The organism is Paenibacillus xylanexedens (assembly GCF_017874615.1).
In the GTDB taxonomy this organism is placed as follows: Bacteria; Bacillota; Bacilli; order Paenibacillales; family Paenibacillaceae; genus Paenibacillus; species Paenibacillus xylanexedens.
In genome coordinates this window covers 83,673-102,027 of the sequence record NZ_JAGIKV010000019.1, presented here as the reverse complement: position 1 = coordinate 102,027, position 18,355 = coordinate 83,673, and the positions used below count along the sequence as shown (strand labels likewise).

17 protein-coding genes are annotated in these 18,355 nt (G+C 45.3%); all 17 read right to left on the bottom strand.

Annotation, left to right across the window (positions count from 1 at the left end):
• Window positions 1-55: 55 nt before the first annotated feature.
• The 17 genes from J2Z28_RS22245 to J2Z28_RS22165 all read right to left on the bottom strand — a co-directional run bounded on the left by J2Z28_RS22245 (window position 56) and on the right by J2Z28_RS22165 (window position 18,350).
• Window positions 56-1,645 carry an alpha/beta hydrolase family protein gene (locus tag J2Z28_RS22245; protein WP_211084330.1) on the bottom strand — a complete coding sequence of 530 codons (1,590 nt, stop codon included), beginning with the start codon at window positions 1,643-1,645 and terminating at the stop codon, window positions 56-58.
• Between the two features lie 51 nt (window positions 1,646-1,696).
• Window positions 1,697-2,797 (bottom strand): DUF1648 domain-containing protein, encoded by a 1,101-nt coding sequence (locus J2Z28_RS22240; protein WP_211084329.1) that lies wholly within the window; start codon window positions 2,795-2,797, stop codon window positions 1,697-1,699.
• A gap of 23 nt (window positions 2,798-2,820) precedes the next feature.
• Window positions 2,821-3,216 (bottom strand): GntR family transcriptional regulator, encoded by a 396-nt coding sequence (locus tag J2Z28_RS22235; RefSeq protein ID WP_211084328.1) that lies wholly within the window; start codon window positions 3,214-3,216, stop codon window positions 2,821-2,823.
• A 216-nt stretch (window positions 3,217-3,432) separates the two neighbouring features.
• Complete coding sequence (locus J2Z28_RS22230; RefSeq protein WP_244988468.1) at window positions 3,433-4,506, bottom strand: AI-2E family transporter; 1,074 nt, start codon at window positions 4,504-4,506, stop codon at window positions 3,433-3,435.
• Window positions 4,507-4,682: 176 nt separating this feature from the next.
• Window positions 4,683-5,492, bottom strand: a complete 810-nt coding sequence (locus J2Z28_RS22225) for an ABC transporter permease (RefSeq protein ID WP_415841489.1) — start codon at window positions 5,490-5,492, stop codon at window positions 4,683-4,685.
• Window positions 5,476-6,384 (bottom strand): ABC transporter ATP-binding protein, encoded by a 909-nt coding sequence (locus tag J2Z28_RS22220; RefSeq protein ID WP_211084326.1) that lies wholly within the window; start codon window positions 6,382-6,384, stop codon window positions 5,476-5,478. Before J2Z28_RS22220 ends, J2Z28_RS22225 begins: the two co-directional genes overlap by 17 nt.
• 32 nt (window positions 6,385-6,416) lie before the next feature.
• Entirely contained in the window at window positions 6,417-6,668 is a 252-nt protein-coding gene (locus tag J2Z28_RS22215; protein WP_143760279.1) for a hypothetical protein, read from the bottom strand.
• A gap of 252 nt (window positions 6,669-6,920) precedes the next feature.
• Window positions 6,921-7,442 carry a hypothetical protein gene (locus J2Z28_RS22210; protein WP_211084325.1) on the bottom strand — a complete coding sequence of 174 codons (522 nt, stop codon included), beginning with the start codon at window positions 7,440-7,442 and terminating at the stop codon, window positions 6,921-6,923.
• A gap of 84 nt (window positions 7,443-7,526) precedes the next feature.
• Window positions 7,527-8,111 carry a VanZ family protein gene (locus tag J2Z28_RS22205; protein WP_211084324.1) on the bottom strand — a complete coding sequence of 195 codons (585 nt, stop codon included), beginning with the start codon at window positions 8,109-8,111 and terminating at the stop codon, window positions 7,527-7,529.
• A gap of 10 nt (window positions 8,112-8,121) precedes the next feature.
• Window positions 8,122-10,281, bottom strand: a complete 2,160-nt coding sequence (locus tag J2Z28_RS22200; protein ID WP_211084323.1) for a WD40/YVTN/BNR-like repeat-containing protein — start codon at window positions 10,279-10,281, stop codon at window positions 8,122-8,124.
• A gap of 21 nt (window positions 10,282-10,302) precedes the next feature.
• Entirely contained in the window at window positions 10,303-11,223 is a 921-nt protein-coding gene (locus J2Z28_RS22195; RefSeq protein ID WP_211084322.1) for an LCP family glycopolymer transferase, read from the bottom strand.
• A 13-nt stretch (window positions 11,224-11,236) separates the two neighbouring features.
• On the bottom strand, window positions 11,237-12,568 hold the full coding sequence (locus tag J2Z28_RS22190; protein WP_091033824.1) for a UDP-glucose dehydrogenase family protein: 1,332 nt from the start codon (window positions 12,566-12,568) through the stop codon (window positions 11,237-11,239).
• A 31-nt stretch (window positions 12,569-12,599) separates the two neighbouring features.
• Window positions 12,600-13,982 carry a sugar phosphate nucleotidyltransferase gene (locus tag J2Z28_RS22185; RefSeq protein ID WP_211084321.1) on the bottom strand — a complete coding sequence of 461 codons (1,383 nt, stop codon included), beginning with the start codon at window positions 13,980-13,982 and terminating at the stop codon, window positions 12,600-12,602.
• On the bottom strand, window positions 13,979-15,007 hold the full coding sequence (locus J2Z28_RS22180; RefSeq protein ID WP_036668919.1) for a polysaccharide pyruvyl transferase family protein: 1,029 nt from the start codon (window positions 15,005-15,007) through the stop codon (window positions 13,979-13,981). The genes J2Z28_RS22185 and J2Z28_RS22180 overlap by 4 nt, the downstream gene beginning before the upstream one ends.
• The gene (locus J2Z28_RS22175) at window positions 14,994-16,370 is read right to left on the bottom strand and encodes a lipopolysaccharide biosynthesis protein (protein ID WP_211084320.1); all 1,377 of its coding nucleotides are present in this window, start codon (window positions 16,368-16,370) and stop codon (window positions 14,994-14,996) included. The genes J2Z28_RS22180 and J2Z28_RS22175 overlap by 14 nt, the downstream gene beginning before the upstream one ends.
• Before the next feature lie 8 nt (window positions 16,371-16,378).
• The gene (locus J2Z28_RS22170; protein ID WP_244988467.1) at window positions 16,379-17,284 is read right to left on the bottom strand and encodes a glycosyltransferase; all 906 of its coding nucleotides are present in this window, start codon (window positions 17,282-17,284) and stop codon (window positions 16,379-16,381) included.
• A 43-nt stretch (window positions 17,285-17,327) separates the two neighbouring features.
• Window positions 17,328-18,350 carry a glycosyltransferase gene (locus J2Z28_RS22165; RefSeq protein WP_211084319.1) on the bottom strand — a complete coding sequence of 341 codons (1,023 nt, stop codon included), beginning with the start codon at window positions 18,348-18,350 and terminating at the stop codon, window positions 17,328-17,330.
• Window positions 18,351-18,355: the final 5 nt, after the last annotated feature.

Sequence of the window (18,355 nt, the reverse complement as noted above, 5' to 3'; positions counted from 1 at the left end):
CCCTATCCGTCACTTCTCCAAGTTATCATTCAACCTAAGAATGGAACTCCCGTTTTTAGTTTGATTTTAATACCCACATCGCAATATCATCGATAATGGCTTTGGAGACATTAGATGGCTCAGCGTACTCTTGACCGATTGAAAGTCCATCATAGCTGGATAAAAGATGATTTACCTTTGGATAGCTATTGTACGTTACATTGGAATGACCTTGAAGAGACGATTTCCAGGTTTGGAATTGATTCATAGACACTTGCACATCGTTTTCGCCTTGTATAACAAGCATAGGTGTATTTTGTGTTTTAGCCAGTTCCGCAGGCACATAATCTCTTTGCTCAAACCACCAATAAGCAGGTTGAAGTGGAAACGCCTCAGGAAGATGATCTACAGAATATTTTGGATCTTTAACCATCGCAGCTACATTTTTATAAAAATCAGCTTGCCCTTGAATGACATCCGTGTCTAAACCAAGCTGCTTCATCCGCTCTACCAATTCGTCCTGCTGCTCGGTAAGCACATCCGCAAAGCTACTACTTGGTGCAGCAAGTAAAATACTTCCTGCAATATCATGTTGTTTATCCTCAGCAATGATTAACGGAATTGCAAACCCGCCTTGACTATGTCCAGCTACAAAAATCACTGTAGAATCAATATGTGTATTCTTTTTAAGGAATTCCACTGCATCGTTTACCTGATCTACGCTCTCTTGTTTTAATGTGAATTTAGGCTGTGAAGCCACCTTATAGGTATGCTCATACGTAACCTTATCGTATCTTAATACAGCAACTCCTTGTGAAGCTAAACCTACCGCAAGATCGCGAAACGGCTTTGCCCCACCAATGGCAGCATCTTGATTGCTAGGCCCAGAACCGTGTACCAGAATGACAACCGGGAAAGGTCCCTCTCCCTTGGGCAAAGTTAGTGTCCCTGGTAAAGCTAAATCCCCCTGACCAACCGTAATGTCTTGTTCTGTATAGGCAGATGGGTCGTCGTAGCTTGGTTTTTGATACACATCTGGCGTAGCGGCGGCAATATGCAAATCATCCACAAGTCCGTTATGATTCATTCTGACCGTAATATTTAAACGAGTGAGCTCTGTTTTGAACGTATAGGTAACATTGCGATGTACTGTATTATTTTCTACATGCTTAGCTATGGCTTCACTTGTAATTTTGCCATTTTGTCCTTCTAAAGCTCCCCACAGCTGACTCAACAACGTGGGTGACAACACTCCACTCACAGAGGTATGAACATACTTGGCAGCCTCCTTGCCATCGCCCTCACTTATAAGTGAAATGAATCTGTCCTCAGGTGCTGCCTTCAGCGTCTCGGTAAGAAATCCCCCATCCATATAGGTAGCTCCTTTCGTTAACTGAACAGGATTGTCTAAGGAGATGGCTTGCCCATTCACCATCGCCTGTTTTTCTCCTACCTTAACTACAATAGTAAGCTCACTTTTTCGTATTGTGATTTGTCCTGTCTTTTGTTGCCAAGATACCTCTGCCCCATTCTTTTCTGCAATCTCACGAATAGGAACAAGATTTTCACTACCCACGGATTTTTCAGCAGCTTCTGAGATGGATGTCACCGGAAGGATGAGACCTACGAAAGTAAGAGAAAGTAATAGCTTTTTCCAATTGTTCATCGTCATAACTCCTCCTAATCATTTTTATGTTATGCATAGATCTATGAGCATTTATTGGCTCAGAACTCTGCTTATAACAACAATAGCAATGATGAATAACAACAGGACCCAAGATAGTGGACGAGCGAAGTTAATCGTCCAGCCTATTCCATAACGCTTTTCTACGGTAAAAGAAGGATCATTGGCATTGAAGTAAATAAAACCAAGCTTCCAATAATCATCGTCATTCACAGGCTGCTCTTTAGATCGTTCGTGGTCCTCTTGATGATTACGAATTTTCCCACCGCCTTGTCTGCCTGTGAGAGACAGCCATACAACACCTAACACGATCACCACAGTAGTGATAAAGCTAATCGCTGTTAGCAAAAACAGATTAGGGACGAACATATTGATCTGAATGAAGGCAAATAAAATGGTAAGAAGGAACCCTGTTATGATCGTAAATAGGGACCATTTACGGCGGAATTGAATATTTTCAGCAGCAAATTGGCCCGGATTAGACGTAGTAAGCTGCTGTTTGCTTGTTTTAATACTCCAGTTCACCAACATCATAAGTGCAATGATTCCTAGCTGTACAAAATTAATAGCCAGTACCGAGAGGTAGGTTTTAGGCACACTGGAAGTGACATGGCCCTGAAGATCATATTTTATTGGAATGACGTTAGGGAGTGCCTTATAATTCAGGATCGAAATGATCGCAATGGCTACAATAATAGCAATGTGAATGAGAAACCAATAGTTGGAATAGGTGAGTTTATTTTGGCGGAAGGTGGTATCGATTTTAACCCTTTGAGGTGCTTCTACAGTTGTAAGTGTTCCCTTTATTTTTTTCATCTTGAAATGAAATAAGATGTGTAGTGCTGACCAGTACACAATGAATATTACTGTGCTCACACCTGTGATCATTGCGGTAGACTCTTCATTAGCAGATCGGAGTAAATACAGACAGACAAGTATAATCATCCCGTTTCCGATCAGACTTACTGTAGCAAACGCACTCCGTAGCTTACGTAAGATGGGTGTGTAGTAATTATATTGACTTACCGTAACCCCAAAGCTAATGGTTTCCCTTGTCAGATATGGTGCAAAGGATAGAAGTAAGGCTAATGGAGCAAACATTAGGATGATAGGTAATATACTAAATAGTTGCATACATAACACACTCCCTTGATTCGTTATTCTCTGTTGTGACCCATCTTTACATCATCATATATTTGGTCTAACACCGTAGATAGTTCCTCTTTGGTCATTCCACGACAGATCGCTTCGGCAATAATCGGTCTTAATTCGCTTTGCTGCTTTTTCAAAAAATCATCCGTTAAATCAGGCATTCCATCAGGGTTTACTACAACTCCCTTTTGTCTATGAACCAGAATGTATCCATCTTGCTTGAGTAGTGTATAAGCCTTGTTGACGGTGTGAAGGTTAACACCAATATCTGCTGCCAAATTCCGAACCGAAGGTAGCGCCTCACCTAGCTGCAACTCACCACTAGCAATGCCTTCAATAATTTGATAAACAAGTTGTGAATAAATGGGCAGTTCGGATTGCATATCCAGTTGAATAATCAAGGGTTCACCTTCTTTTTTGTTATCTGTTATATATCAAGTATAACAGATATAACATGAGTGAGCAATATGTATGAAAAAAAAGCCGCATATCAATGGCGAGGGCAAACTTACCTGACCCTTCACCATTGATATGCGGCTTATCCTGATGAGCTTATCTATGTGATTCAAGAACAAACATTAGTCGAGCACATGACAGAGATGTATTTCTAACTCCATTTAAGTTTCAGTTTTATCTTCAACAATCCGATAATGGATTTTGAGAACTATAATTTTCAGAATCATATATAGGGGAATCACGATAATCATACCCAAGATATTTCCCAGGTCAGCACCCACGAGCAAAAGGATAACGGTAGTCAGTGGATGAATATCGAGCTGTTTGCCATAGACATAAGGTGAGATCAGGTTATCCTGAATTTGCTGTGCGATTACAATGATGACCAGTGACCAGATCGCCATCGAAGGTGATTCGATAAACGCGACAATGACAACCGGAATAGCTGCCAGCAAAGCACCCACATAAGGGATGAAGTTCAGAATAATCGATACAACCGTCAGCAGCAATGCATAAGGCAAACCTAAGATGAGAAAACCGATGTACATCAGAATCCCCAGCGCTACATTAACAATAACCCGGCCAACAATATAGTTACTTAGTGCTTCATCGATCTCATGGACGGTTTCTTCCCCATCCTTCCGATAATGTCTTGGCAACAATAAGGTCAGATTCGTTCCAAACTTGCTGCCTTCCTTAAGCATGTAATACAGCATGATCGGGAACGTTGCCAGAATAATAACCAAATTGGATACCACGGAGAATAACCCGGAGACATAATTGGTTACCTGAGTGATCCCTTGGCTCAGAACATCGGATAATCGTGAGAATAGATTGGAATCATCAGGCAGATATCTGGAAACAACATTACTCTTTTCAAGTGCATTCAACTGGTCGCTGAGTGAAGTAACCAACGCTGGAGCATTCTCCACAAAATTCATCAGTTGTTCTCTCAATGAAGGCCATACCAGCACACTAAAACCTGCGAGGATTAATGCAATTACGATATAAATAATCAGAACTGACAATGCACGCTTGATCTTATGCCTCTCCATATAATCGACGAGCGGGCGCAGCAGATAATAGAAGAAACCAGCAATCAGCAGCGGAATGATGATGATGTGAATCAGTGAGGTCAGGGGGCTGAAAATAAAGTTTACTTTTTCCCCCAGATACACGATGAGCAGCAGCAGAATAATCGCTGTGCAGATGCGGTAGAACTTGTTATTTATCAAGAAACGTGATCCCTCCATGCGCTGCTCTGCCAAAGTGACTGCGGCGTTCATATGTATATCTAGTCATTTACTTATGATACTAAGTACCCTTAAATGACAGTCATGCCACAGGCAATGCTGAATATACACTTTTTTCTTTCCACAACAAACATTGGAGCAAAAAAAAGAAGCAGGCTTTAGCCTGCCACATCTCTTTTGCTGAATACAACCCAGGAAATCACCATGAAAATAACGTAATATACCGCCAGGACTGCAATGGAGAAACCCAGTGTCATTCCTGCACTTGGACCACCCATTAGCGCAAAATCCGCCCCGGAGGTCATGTATTTGCTAAGATCCATGTTGTTGAATAGAACATACTTGGCCCACTCATAACGGACCGGATTGAATATGAGGGAGAAGATACTCTGTGAGAACATAATGAACAGGGATAATCCAATCGCAAGTGCACCTGAACGAAATACGGAGGACACCATAAAGGCAATCGCAAGCGTAATGAACAGATCAACGTACAAATATCCCCATAATGCTAGTGAATTCGTTGCTGAGCTGCTGCTTCCTGGCTGAGCGTCCAGCGTGTCATGCGAGAAAAGCATATAGGACATTCCGGTTGCCATTACAATGACAAGCAGTGTACTCAGAATACTGAAGATGATCACGGTCAGATATTTGGAAGCCAGAATCTTGCTTCGTGACCATGGCCGAATCAGCAACAGCTTAATGGTTCCCCAGGTAAACTCTCCAGCTACCGCTTCCGCTGCAATCACTACACAGAAGATCGTATTCAGAAAGAACACAATTTGTATCGTTGTTACCGCCGCTTGCCAGAACGAAACACCATCGGTTCCCATGCCTTCCCGCAATAACACTGGCATTAACAGTGAGATCAAAGCCAGAATGGCCAACATGATCCAGGTACGGGGACGACGGAAAATTTTCATATTCTCATTCAATATCAGATTACCAAAACTACCCAATGCCTCCACCCCCAGTGACTTGCAAGAATTGTTCTTCCAGGGTGTGAGTCACGTTACGAATACCGTATACCTGAAACCCTTCGCTAACCAGCTTGGCATTGATATCCGGAATCTGCTCACGAGACACACGCATCACCAGGACATTGCCCTGTACGGTAGCACCCTGAATCAGATCCGCAGCGCGGTCAGCATCATTCAGCTCAAAAGCAACTTCGATTAATGCATCCGCCCCAGCTTCAGCCCGAAGATTTCTTACATCAATCAACTTGCCGTTCTGAATAATGGCCACCGTATCACACATCAGTTCCATCTCTGATAACAAATGACTGGATACAAAGACCGTAATACCTTCCTCTCGGGTGAGCTCACGCAAGTAGTCTCTCAGTTCCCGTATACCCTGTGGGTCCAAACCATTGGTCGGCTCATCCAGTACAAGCAGCTTCGGTTTATGTAATATCGCTTGCGCGACACCCAGACGCTGGCGCATGCCCAATGAGTAGGTTTTGACTCTATCGTGGATACGGGCCGTAAGCCCAACACGCTCAATCGTTTCCGCAATACGTTCTTTGGTAACTCCCGGCGACATGCGGGCAAAGTGAACGAGATTCTGGTACCCGGTCAGAAACTTGTACATTTCCGGATTTTCCACAATAGCTCCTACCTGGGCTACCGCCTGTTCAAATTCATTTTTCACACTGTGTCCCGAGATCAAAATGTCACCTTTACTGATGGACATCAGTCCAACCATCATCCGAATCGTTGTTGTTTTCCCCGCGCCATTAGGTCCTAAAAAACCAAAAACCTGCCCCGGAGAAATATCCAGAGTCAGGTCGCTGACCAATGATCGGGAGGATATGATTTTGCTGACGCCCTGAATCCGGACGACCGGCTCCTGCTGCATTCAATCCCCTCCTTCATGGACGAGCACATCATTCATGCCCGTTTCTCATATGAACATAGTGTATCATAATCTTTAGTATATTGTCCCGCAAACTGGGATTTCCCCTGACGTTTCGCTTCAACTACACACGCTTCACAGCATCCAAGCGGCATTTCACTCCGGTAGAATCCGGTGCGAAATACGTGATTGCCTCCATTGCCCTCTTCCTTCATTTCGACAGAGCTTCTAGTGACCGACACAATCATCCCACAACTGACACAGTAAAAGCGGCCCGTTTCGATCAATGATATTCCTTCCCCTCACAAGGAGCATTGAAGTCCCTGTTATTTGTCGTTAGAAGCTGAAAATTGATACATTTTGTATCCTACCTCGTAATTTACTTGACACCGGGACTAATGTCAAGGCTTATAACGGAATAAAAACAAATAAAACGAAAAAAAGCTCCATAAATGCGACAAAAGTCTCGCATTTATGGAGCTTTGTGTTAGGTAAATGATACAATTCGGTTCAATGTATGGGTTAATATTATTTCCTGATCAGTGACTTTTGTCGACCTGCGAGGTATCCTCATTTTTCTGATTTGGATAATACCAAAGTAAGGTCCACTCATCGCCATCCTCTACCAGATAACAGGTCTGCACAATATCGAATTGGCCAAAGGTACCTGAGTACTTCTGGGTGACCCGGATTCTGTAGGCTTCAGAAAATGGCTTAACCCCTTCGATCACGGTTACATCGAACTCGTGCTCCGGCTTCTCCATCTCCAGCTCAAACGTTTCCACGCCAAAATGCTGCATAAATATATGTGCTCTGTTCTGTACGTAAGCACTCTTGGGAAACCGCTCTTTCATCAGGGGATGAAAGAGTTCCCACGAACTGCCGAAGTCACCCGTCTGCTCATATTTGTAAAACTCTTCGGCAACAGCAGCAGCTTCATCCGATGTATCTGCCTGAAACAGATACGGAATGGTTCTGGCAATCAACCACAGCAATAATACAATGATCGTGATGAACCCGATCTTTTTGAGCAAAGCATTCCGGTTCCTTCTTCGCAGCATGTCCAGTCCTCCTTGTCCTACTCCATACTTATGATGGATGGCAGACAAGTAGAAGTTGAACGATACATCTAATTTCCTGGGAAATCACTCGCTGTGAATGGAAGTACGCTTTCCTTTTCTGATCCTTCGGATAATGGACTGAAGTCCTGCATATATGACAATCCCACAGCAACCGCCGAGCAAGTCGACTCCAACATCACGTATCGAGCTTGTCCGGTCCGGGCTGAACTGCTGAATATACTCATCAATGGAGGCTATAATGAACACTACAGCCAGAGCAGAAACGATACTGGTCACAAGGGATGCTCTTCTGTACCGCAGCCCGCCGTACACAAGCACGGCGAGCACAGCGTATACAAATAAGTGCGCACTCTTGCGAAAGATGAACTCTGCAAAATCATACGGCCGCTGCTTCAGCGAATACTCATACTCCCCGTAAGTGAATTGCACATCGGGAAGTGTAAAACCGATGTGCAACTTTTGAGACCATTTATGAAGCAAAGGCTGAATGTCTTGCTGTTGAGAGGATTGCGTGGACATGGACCAGATGACCAGAATCCAGATCACAATCAACAGCAGAGCAATGAGAAATCCGTACGTTCTTCGTACATGCTTTTGTCTCGTGCGCCCGGAGCCCTCCTCCATCATTTTGATCTTCACCACTTTCATATCTCTCTCGTTATTCTATTGATCCAACATACATACCTCTGCCATTTGTACCTACATATACCTGACCATAGATTTGCCGGTCTGCCACCATAATTTGCGGTTCATTGCCCAGCCCGATTCCATCACCTAAAGGACCTATATTGTTCCAGGTTACCCCCATATCATCTGAACGGAAGAATCCATTCACGTTATTTACGGTGCCATATACATAGACAGCTGGAACCAATCTGCCGGGCTGAGCTTTACCAAAGGCAAATAATTTGGAATTCTGCACACCCTGGATCTTGGAAAATGTATTTCCCGAGTTCGTTGATGCATATAATCCATCGGTTCCCAGACTCACCCATACATTATTCGCCACGCCAGGTGCAGCCTCGACTTTAATGAAGCTTGTATTGATATCCGTATTAATCGGAAGGCGAACTGTATTCGCTTTGGACCAGTTGGCTCCTGCATCCGTAGACCGATACAGATAACCAGCAGCATACATATAAAATTTATATCCATTGATGCGATCCGCAGCCAGTGGATGATTATAGGCAAAGACCATATTTCCCCCGATGGCCTGAAAAGGGGCACCATTCATATTTTGCCATGTTGCGCCACGATTCGTGCTTCTGACCGGATTACCGGTCTGGGGGTAATAAACAATTACATTCGGATTGATGGCCGAGTAGGCGACCCTCCCCAGTTTGGAGCCAGCCGGAACATTCATTGGAGTTACCGTAACTCCGTTATTGGAAGAGACAAATAAACGTGTGGTCGTACCATACCAGTCACTGCTTCCCAGAAATATCATGTATTTCGGATTTGCCTCGTGATAGTCAATACTCACAATTTCTCGCATACCTGCGAGCGGGATTTTATTAAGAGGAACATCGGTTACATTTTCATGTCTAAATCCGACTTGATCCGTTAAACCACTGAAGAATGAAACACCCTGAGGTGGTGTGGATGCCGTGAGTGCGACGACTTCTTCATGACCATCGGTAATGGCTTCCCAAGTGCTCGCTGTATTGCCAGTCAATCCATTGGTACCATTGATATTTTCCGTTTTGTACACGCCAAACCAGTCTGTAGCATATACGGTGCCCGGATTATGCGGATCAAACTTGATACTGGATGTCGCTGAGAAAAACATGTTGGGTGTCCACCAGGACGGTTTGGATACCAGCGTTTTGCTCACTGTTGTCCAACTCTGTCCGCCGTTCACCGAACGATACAAGGGCAGATTATCTCCACCTGTTCGAACGGCGACCAGGATATGATTATCGTTATTGGGATCGATTGTGATGCCATAATAAGAAGAATAACTGGAACTTGGCGTGATATTCGTCCACTGCACACCATTGAACTTGTAGACGCCCTGATTATCAGTGGTCACATATAACGTTCCGTTCTTCGCCACAGTCATACGTGCAGGATATTCAGGACTTCTCCCGGTAAGCTGCCATGTGGTCTGCCCATTGCTTCTTGGTGCTTTGCTGTAGACACCAACGCCGCGAACTCCTGCATACACAACCTGACCTTGCTTCGTCACCGGATTTAATCCATAGGCTACACTCCGTATGCCCTCACCGGACAAACCGTTCGGTACATCCCACACCTTGCTCCACGTAGCTGCACCGTCACTGGAGGTGTACAATCCATCATATCGTGTACCGACATGCAGATAATTGGAGTTGGTTGGATTGACCGCGATGCTCTCTCCCATGGCGCGATGGATATTTCCATTCGATTCATTCCGAAGATTGAGTCCGGTTCGAATCCAGGTTTCTCCCCGGTCTGTAGATTTCAGAATATCGCTCGGCCCCACATTCCCGTACTTACCTGCCGCGATATACACGATATTAGGATTTTGCTGATCCAGTGCAATCCCATCCACACCGTACAGATTGCTGTCCTCATCTCCGAAATGATCAAGTAGTGGGACCCAATCTCCTGAGGCTGCATCCAACCGATAGGCTCCTCCAACGTCAGTTCGAGCGTAAACCAGATCAGGCTCAGTCGGATGAATAACCACGCCTGTAACGTACCCCCCACCACCAATAGGTATATTATTCCATTGATAGTTTTGAGCTGATTGAACAACGTTTGTACTTGCAGGTATCATGAGCATATACATTAGGAGCACAATCAGGGATAATTTCAATAGCCTGGAGATACGCATCTGGTTCACCGCCCTATCCGATCATTTTAAATGTTCTTCAATCATCTGATGTATTCTGTCTCGCTCTGACTGTTCCACGATATAATAATACACTCCGTCTATTTTCTTGCCCGTGCCTTTGATCTCAACAGACTCGATATGATTCAGCACCGGGCGATAATTGGAGAACATCTGCTTCATTTCATCAAAGGTAACGTCAGTTCTCACGTGAGCACTCACTTCATCCAGCAACGTCTCCAGTTGCAACACGTTGGATACCTGAACCGTATTTTTCAGCACTTGTTTGATAATCTCCCGCTGACGGTCATTGCGCCCGAGATCCCCCTTCGGATCATCATAACGCATTCGCGAAAATCCCAAAGCTGCTGCACCGTCCAGATGAATATTTCCTTGCTCGAACCGATAACCCTCATAGTCAAATGCAAACCGGTTATTCACATTCACTCCACCCACCATGTCGATGACTTGTGCAAAGCCCTCCATATTCACTTTCATGTAGTAATGTATGGGAACGTCAAGCAATTGCTCTACCGTTTGCACCGACATGTTAACGCCCCCAAAAGCATAGGCATGGTTGATCTTATCCTCCGTGCCGTGACCAACAATATTCGTTCTGGTATCTCGGGGGATGTTAAACATAAGTGCGGATTGTTTCGCAGGATTAACACTTAATACAATCATGGTATCGGAGCGCCCCCGATCATTGGAACGTTCATCCACACCCAGGATCAAAGCATTAAAAGGTTCTTCATTCTCCATGTCCACAGGAAAATCTCCCCCACCCCGCTGGTCGACAATAGATACCTGCTTGATGGGTTCCCGGGGTTCATACATTTGATCCGCCGCTGATTTAACATGCAGATACAGGTACACAGAATATCCAATCATGACAACTGCAACAAGGGAAATGGCACCTAATGTTATTTTGATCCCGCGTCTCATGTTATGGCCTCCGTTAGATGACTGCCGTTTTTCTTCCATCGATATTGGTTAGACCTGGACGACCAACGGAGTAGTATTGGAAGGAAGTATCTTTAATCTGATCTTCTCCGTAGATGTTTCTTCCATCAATCAGGATGGGTTGATTCATATGCGCTGCCAAATCAGTCAGATTAACCTCCATGAACTCTTTCCATTCCGTCAGAACACAGAGTGCATCAGCACCTTCCGCCGCTTTCATGGCACGCTCTTCCCACGTAATGGATGGGGAATCCACCTCTTTGCGGAAGTTCTCGGTAGCGATGGGGTCATATGCCCGAATCACTGCTCCCTGCTCAAGCAAACGCTGAATGATCTCAATCGCCGGAGCATCACGAACGTCATCGGTATCCGGTTTGAAAGCGAGCCCCCAGATGGCAATCTCCTTCCCTTCGAGTGAGCCTAGTGCGTCTTCCAGTTTACGAATGACGTTGAAGCGTTGATCTTTGTTCACTTCCACCACGGACTTCAGCAGTTTGAAGTCATAATCCACATTACCTGCAATTTGAATCAGAGCCTGTGTATCCTTAGGGAAACAGGAACCTCCGTAACCAATGCCTGCCTTGAGAAAGGAGGCACCGATTCGTCTGTCATAGCCCATGCCTTCGGCAACACGGCTGACATCTGCTCCTACTTTTTCACAGATGTTAGAGATTTCGTTAATAAATGAGATCTTGGTTGCCAGGAAAGCGTTGGATGCATATTTAATCATTTCGGCCGAGCGAATATCCGTAACAATAATCTGATCGGTTAATGGCTGATGCAGCTCTTTCAACGTGGCGACTGCCCGCTCACTATGTGTCCCAATGACTATCCGGTCAGGATAGAGCGTATCTTGGACAGCGGTACCTTCTCGCAGGAACTCCGGTACCGATGCCATGTCGAATGGATGATTCGTCAAACTGCTGATCCATTCCTGAATACGATCGTTGGTTCCGACAGGAACCGTGCTTTTAGTCATTATTATTTTATAATTATCCATATAAGAACCTATTTCTCGCGCGACAAGCTCAATAAAGCTCAGATTTGCTTCGCCATTAGGCAAGGATGGCGTACCCACCGCGATAATGATGATATCCGAACGACTGATGGCATCCTGAATGTTGGTGGTGAATGACAGCCTTCCTGCTTTCATATTGGCATTCATGATATCCTTCAGACCCGGTTCATAGATCGGAACATGACCGTCCGTTAACATATTCACTTTTTCCACATTGTTGTCGACACAGATCACGTTATTTCCCAGTTCCGAAAAACATACGCCCGATACCAAACCCACATACCCTGTGCCAATCACCGTAATATTCATTCCATAATCTCCCCCATGTTCTAATGTGTTGTTACGCGTGCTTCACATATGTCTGAACAATGTCCTGCCATTCGGTAGACACTCTAACGATATCTTCCTCAATCAGCTGGCTACCGATCTGTACTTCAATGATCTCCAGTTCCGTAACGGCTCTGACGGAATGGAGCATACTCCGGTCAATGATCACCGTATCTCCTTGCCCGATCATTCGGCTCTGCCCATCCAGAATCAATTCCCCTGTTCCCGATACAACCGTCCATACCTCATTGCGGAGCAGATGATATTGATAACTCAGGTTTTTCCCGGCACTGATGCAGATGCGTTTGGTGAGAACCTCGCCGCCAGCTTCGTTTCTTGTGTAATCCAGAACCCGGTAGCAACCCCACCTACGCTCCTCATACATGGGGCGTTGATCTTCATTCTTCAAGATTTCCTTGATACGTGGGCTCGCTTCTTTGTCACTGACGAGAATGCCATCCGGACTCACGGCGACCACCACATCCGACAATCCCAATATGGCAACCGGAATGTTCAATTCATTGACCAGGTGGGTATTCAGGGAATCTCCCGTAATCCACCCTTTTCCTACAACCGAGTTTCCCATCTCTTCCGTGAGTGTGTTCCACGTGCCTAAATCTTTCCAAAAGCCGTTATACGGAATAGCTATAATCTGATTTGCCTTCTCGACAACCTGGTAATCAAAACTGATCTTGTTCAATCTTCCGTATTGCTTCAGCATTTCGTCATACTGGATCGGCAGTTCCATCTCAATGAGCAGATTGATCAAATAACCAAGCTTAAAAGCAAAAACCCCGCAATTCCATAATGCGGCCTGCTCAATCATGAGGACCGCATCGGATTCGCAGGGTTTCTCCTGGAACTTCGCTACATTCACGTATTTATTGTTATTTTCACTGGAAGATAGGGATTGCGGAATGATGTATCCGTACTTCTCTGACGGGTACGTCGGCACAACTCCCATCAAGGCCAGATCAGCACCAGACTTATCAAGCATCTCCGGCAAGGTTGCCAGCACTTCGAAGAATTCTTTTTCAACAAAGGGATCTACAGGTAACACTGCAATCGTCTCATTCAGACTCACACTCTCTACGGAATACAGATAGGAGGCTGCCAGCGCAATCGCAGGAAACGTATCTCTGCGCTCAGGCTCCACAACCAGTCTCACATCGTCTCCCAGCTGAGAAGTCAGAATCTCCACCTGTGGCAAACTGGTCGCGATAAGCGCCTCTGATGCAAGTCCGGCATGATTCAGCTGTCTCCATACCCGCTGTACCATGGATTCCGGACTTCCCTCTGGCCCATGAAGAACTTTAAGAAATTGCTTGGATCTGGAATCGTTGGATAACGGCCAGAGACGCTTGCCAGAACCACCGGATAACAGAATACTTCTCATAGGGCTGCACCATCCGACAGCACAACCGTACTTGCTCCCTTGCCGGTCTCGGTTGGCTTGTTATATGTGCTGGTCTGATTGGATTCCAGTCTGCCTGCCGGATTGCTCTTGGTCCAAGCTGCATAATAATTCGAGTTCTTGCCGTATGAATTATCCAGCAGGATGTTCGGTTGATCCAGGAGACAGGCCAGAATATGTCCATGCAGACGGGATGTCGTGATGGTTTGGTATTGATTGAATTCCTTAATGGCCGTATGTACCATCCGATCAGAGTATTTGTACCACAACCAGCGGGCGAAAGAGCTGCCTTTCCCTGACTTTAACCGGGATGTAATCATGCGAATGATCTTCCGGTCTACCCGGTTGTACAATGTCTCCCAGTCTTTAAACGTGGCCTTAGGTCCACTGACGGATTCGTAATGCACCTGATTCTGAGTTTTCTCAATGTCTTTACGAAAGAAATACAACATCTCAGCAGTAGGCTTGCTCTTGGACTTCAAAGGCCACAACTGATGCGCCATATCCGGAGATAGATACACATTGGTTTGTTGAAATTCTTTACTGGCTATCTCATAAGATAAGGTGTCCCGGACAAAAAAGTGTACATCCTTATGACGATTGAATACTTGGGCTGTCTTTTTCAATTCAATATCACTCTTATAAAACATCGTCTGTGGCAGAATGACAATCCGGTGATTCGGATGCTGGGCAATCATTCGTTCTCTCAATTTCTGATGGGCAGGGTACAGATCACCAAAGTTACCTCCCCCGTGCAACACAATCGTGATACCTTCCGGAACCTTGAGGGACAAAGGGCAATCCAGAATGCTGTATCTGGCACGTACATGAATATCATTGTCCCGGAAGAAAGCCTCAGTACCTTTCATAATCAACAAATCGCCGCCATTGCTATGCACCGGGTAATCCAAATAATAGATTTCGGTACGTGGTGGAATGACCTTCAAAATCTGACGTAAATGTCCCTTCAACTCTTCCATTGGATGAATATTGTTAGTGCCCAGCATCTCCATCTCCTCCTTGGGTGACTCTTCTTCTTTTTTTGTTTAACCGTTCATAGAGAAACGACAGATCTTCCTTGTCATAGAACATGGCGGTAAACTTCACCTTAAATACAATCTTCATGGCGGCTACAGTAACCACCATTCGTACAATGGACCCGATCAATAAAGCAATTGCAATTCCGTTGAGCCCCCACAGCGGGGTGAATACAAAGAACAAAGCCACCGTTACCGAGAGTGCAATGAGCTGTCTGATCATCACAAGTCCAGGCCGACCCAGTGCATTAAATGCGGATGCCAGAATCCAGGAGCCACCACCAATGATGCATTCCACAGCCAAAATATAAAACGCAACGCTCGCTTCCAGGAATTCGGAGCCAAACAGAAGACCCATCAGGTAGTTCCCTACAAACATGGTGGGTATTACAATGATCATCATAACCATGAGCGAGATGCGGAAGGCTCTGCCGACCGTTCGAATAATCTGCTCTTGAGGTAATCCGGTCACTTTTGGAAAAACAACATTGCTAATCGCCGTCTGAACCGCATTGTAGATTCGGGATAACGCAAATACGACGGAATACAGTCCAAAGTCACGCGGGGTGAGCAAAGCCAAAATAATGATTTTATCAAACTGGGTATACAGCGTTCCTAACAATTCAACACCATACACCCTGCTGCCATAACCAAAAAGCTTCTTGGCCGAACTCTGATCCACCCGATCCTTGAACCATCTCAGTCTTAATTCATTACGGTTCGCATAGATAGCCCACGCCACCACGGAGAAGCTGGTTACAAAATAGATCGCAGCCGCGAGCTGAATGCTCAGCATGCCCAGGCCCCATAACACAAAAAGCCCGCCTACATTAAACAGGGGGATCATTAACCGGATACCATTATATACAGCGAATTTCTCCCGACTCTGCGAGAGGGCTGATATGAGATTGATGACAATAAGTACAGGAACGGTAGCAATCGTATACCATCTGGATATCTGCACGACCTCCGGCGGAAAGCTGGAGAGCCAGAAAGGTAACCCAAACCAGGCCACAATACCAATGATGATGCACACCGGAACTTGAAAAAGAAAGCTTAACCGAACATACTGTGCACTCTTCTCGGTTGCGCTCTGTTTAATGTTATAAATGATAGAAGTGGGTAGTCCAAATCCGACCAATCCGGTTAAGAGCGCTGGCCAGAACAGGATGGCCGAGAATGCGCCCTTTCCCTCTACCCCGAACATGCGTGACGTCAAAATGGAAGACAACATCGTCAGTGTCATGACCAGCAGATTGGTTCCACTTGTCTGAAATATGGCACTCATTAAGCCGTTTCCTCTGAATACTTTGCGAAGTGCAACTTGCGCCATAGCGATCCTCATCCCTTACTGTTTTGACGAAGCGACCCAACAATCATGCCGTTTCGGTAACATACTTTGGCAAGCTGACGTGTGAACCGATCTGCATTATAAATGTAGATCAGTGAGGTTGTGATCCCCTGTGCAAGCTTGATGCCATGTTTGGCCGTACGCACAACACCACGATCCTGATCCCGAATGGCATCACTCACACCCTGCCAATAGATTCGGCGCAGAAACCAGTTCTTTGTCGTTCGCTCTTTGGCTACTTTATGTTGTACTGCACCATACGGCGTGTAATATACCTTGAACTTTGTCCGTATTCTTGCAATCAACTCACTCTCTTCACTGGAGAGAAGATTATTCCCCACTCTTCCAAGGTCCTCACGGAAGGGAGCCAGTTGATCAAAGACGGATAAGCGAAAAGCCACATTTGCACCAAATGGAATATAAGGACTTTTCATTTCAGTGACTTCATCTGCAAAATCCAGAATGGTGAACAGTGACCTGTTCTCGGGTGGAATCCACATCGGCTCAGGTACTTCCCAAATCGGATCAATCTTGCCACCGACACAACCGATATTTTCATTCATCTCAAACACGCTAACGATCTGGCGAATCCAATCCTTGCAAGCAAAGGCATCATCGTCAAGGAACAGGATATACTCGCCGCGCGCCTCGAGAATGGCCCGGTTACGGGCTACAGACAAGCCTTGCTTTTCTTCCAGAACATACCGGATCGAATGGTTCTCATGCTGCAAAATGGTTTGAAGCACGATTTCCCGTGTGTTGTCTTTCGAATTGTTATCAATGAGTATGATCTCATAGTCGCTGCTTGCGTAATTCTGTTGTATTGCACTTCGTATGGCCTCTACCGCATCATGTGCACGGTTATACGTACAGATCGCGACGGTTACCTTCATCATTTCATCCCCATATTTTTCAATTAGGTCCACCCGTTCATCTGCACTAACTGGAGTACAGGGTAAGTGTCCTTTGGGCAATCACTGGCCAATCCAGCCGTTCCAACGCTTTGACAAAACCACTGCCTTCCTGAAACTCCGATTGTTTTAATCGGATCATATTCATTGCCTTGAGCAATCCATCCGGATCGGAAGGTTCATAGAGTACCGCACAATCTTCAGGCAGGTATTCCTCCAACAAGCCAATCCGTGGTGCCACCACCGGTTTACAGAAGGTCAATGCCAGAATTGCACTGCCTGAAGTGGCAATTTGCTTGTATGGAAGAATGATCGAATCGACTGCATCAAAATAATCCGAATATTCATCATCTTCGATGAAATGAAAATGGGTATGAATATGTCCACTCTTGAGAAATTCATCTCCAAGGTCATAATCCTTTACCTTTTTGCCGGCAATCAACAGATGGGCTTGTTCGGAATCCATATCCTTGAATGCCTCCAGCAAATCATCCACGCCCTTGTACGGCGACACCTGACCGAAGAACGCATACACATAACTATCCTCCGGGATGCCAAACCGGGAGCGGATATTCACACCTTTCCCCTGATACACTCCTTTGTAATGTCCATGCGGAATGACCTCGATCCGGCTGGAATCAATCCCAAACGTCGAACAGATCTCCGAGATCAAGGGTTTACCCATGACAATCAGCTTGGAGCAATTTTGGACCAGTATTTTTCTCATCCAATAATCAAACCGCGTCTTGCCGCTGTTGTGAGGCCAGATGTTATGCACCGTCCAGAACAATTTGGCCCCGCGCAAGCGTGCAAAACAAATCATCAATACATATAGAATGGATTTGATCACTGTTGTCAGCACGGATGAACCTCTGTAATAGAAGCTGGGCCAATGAAAATGCAACACATCATTTTTTTTCAGTTTGAGTAGATCTCTTTTGGTAAACTGTTTCACTTCCCATCCTTTGTTCTCAATGGAATCGGATAACAGCTCATTGAATTTATTGTTCTCAATCATCTTGGGCAGCATATACACCGTCGGATTTTCCATCCAGG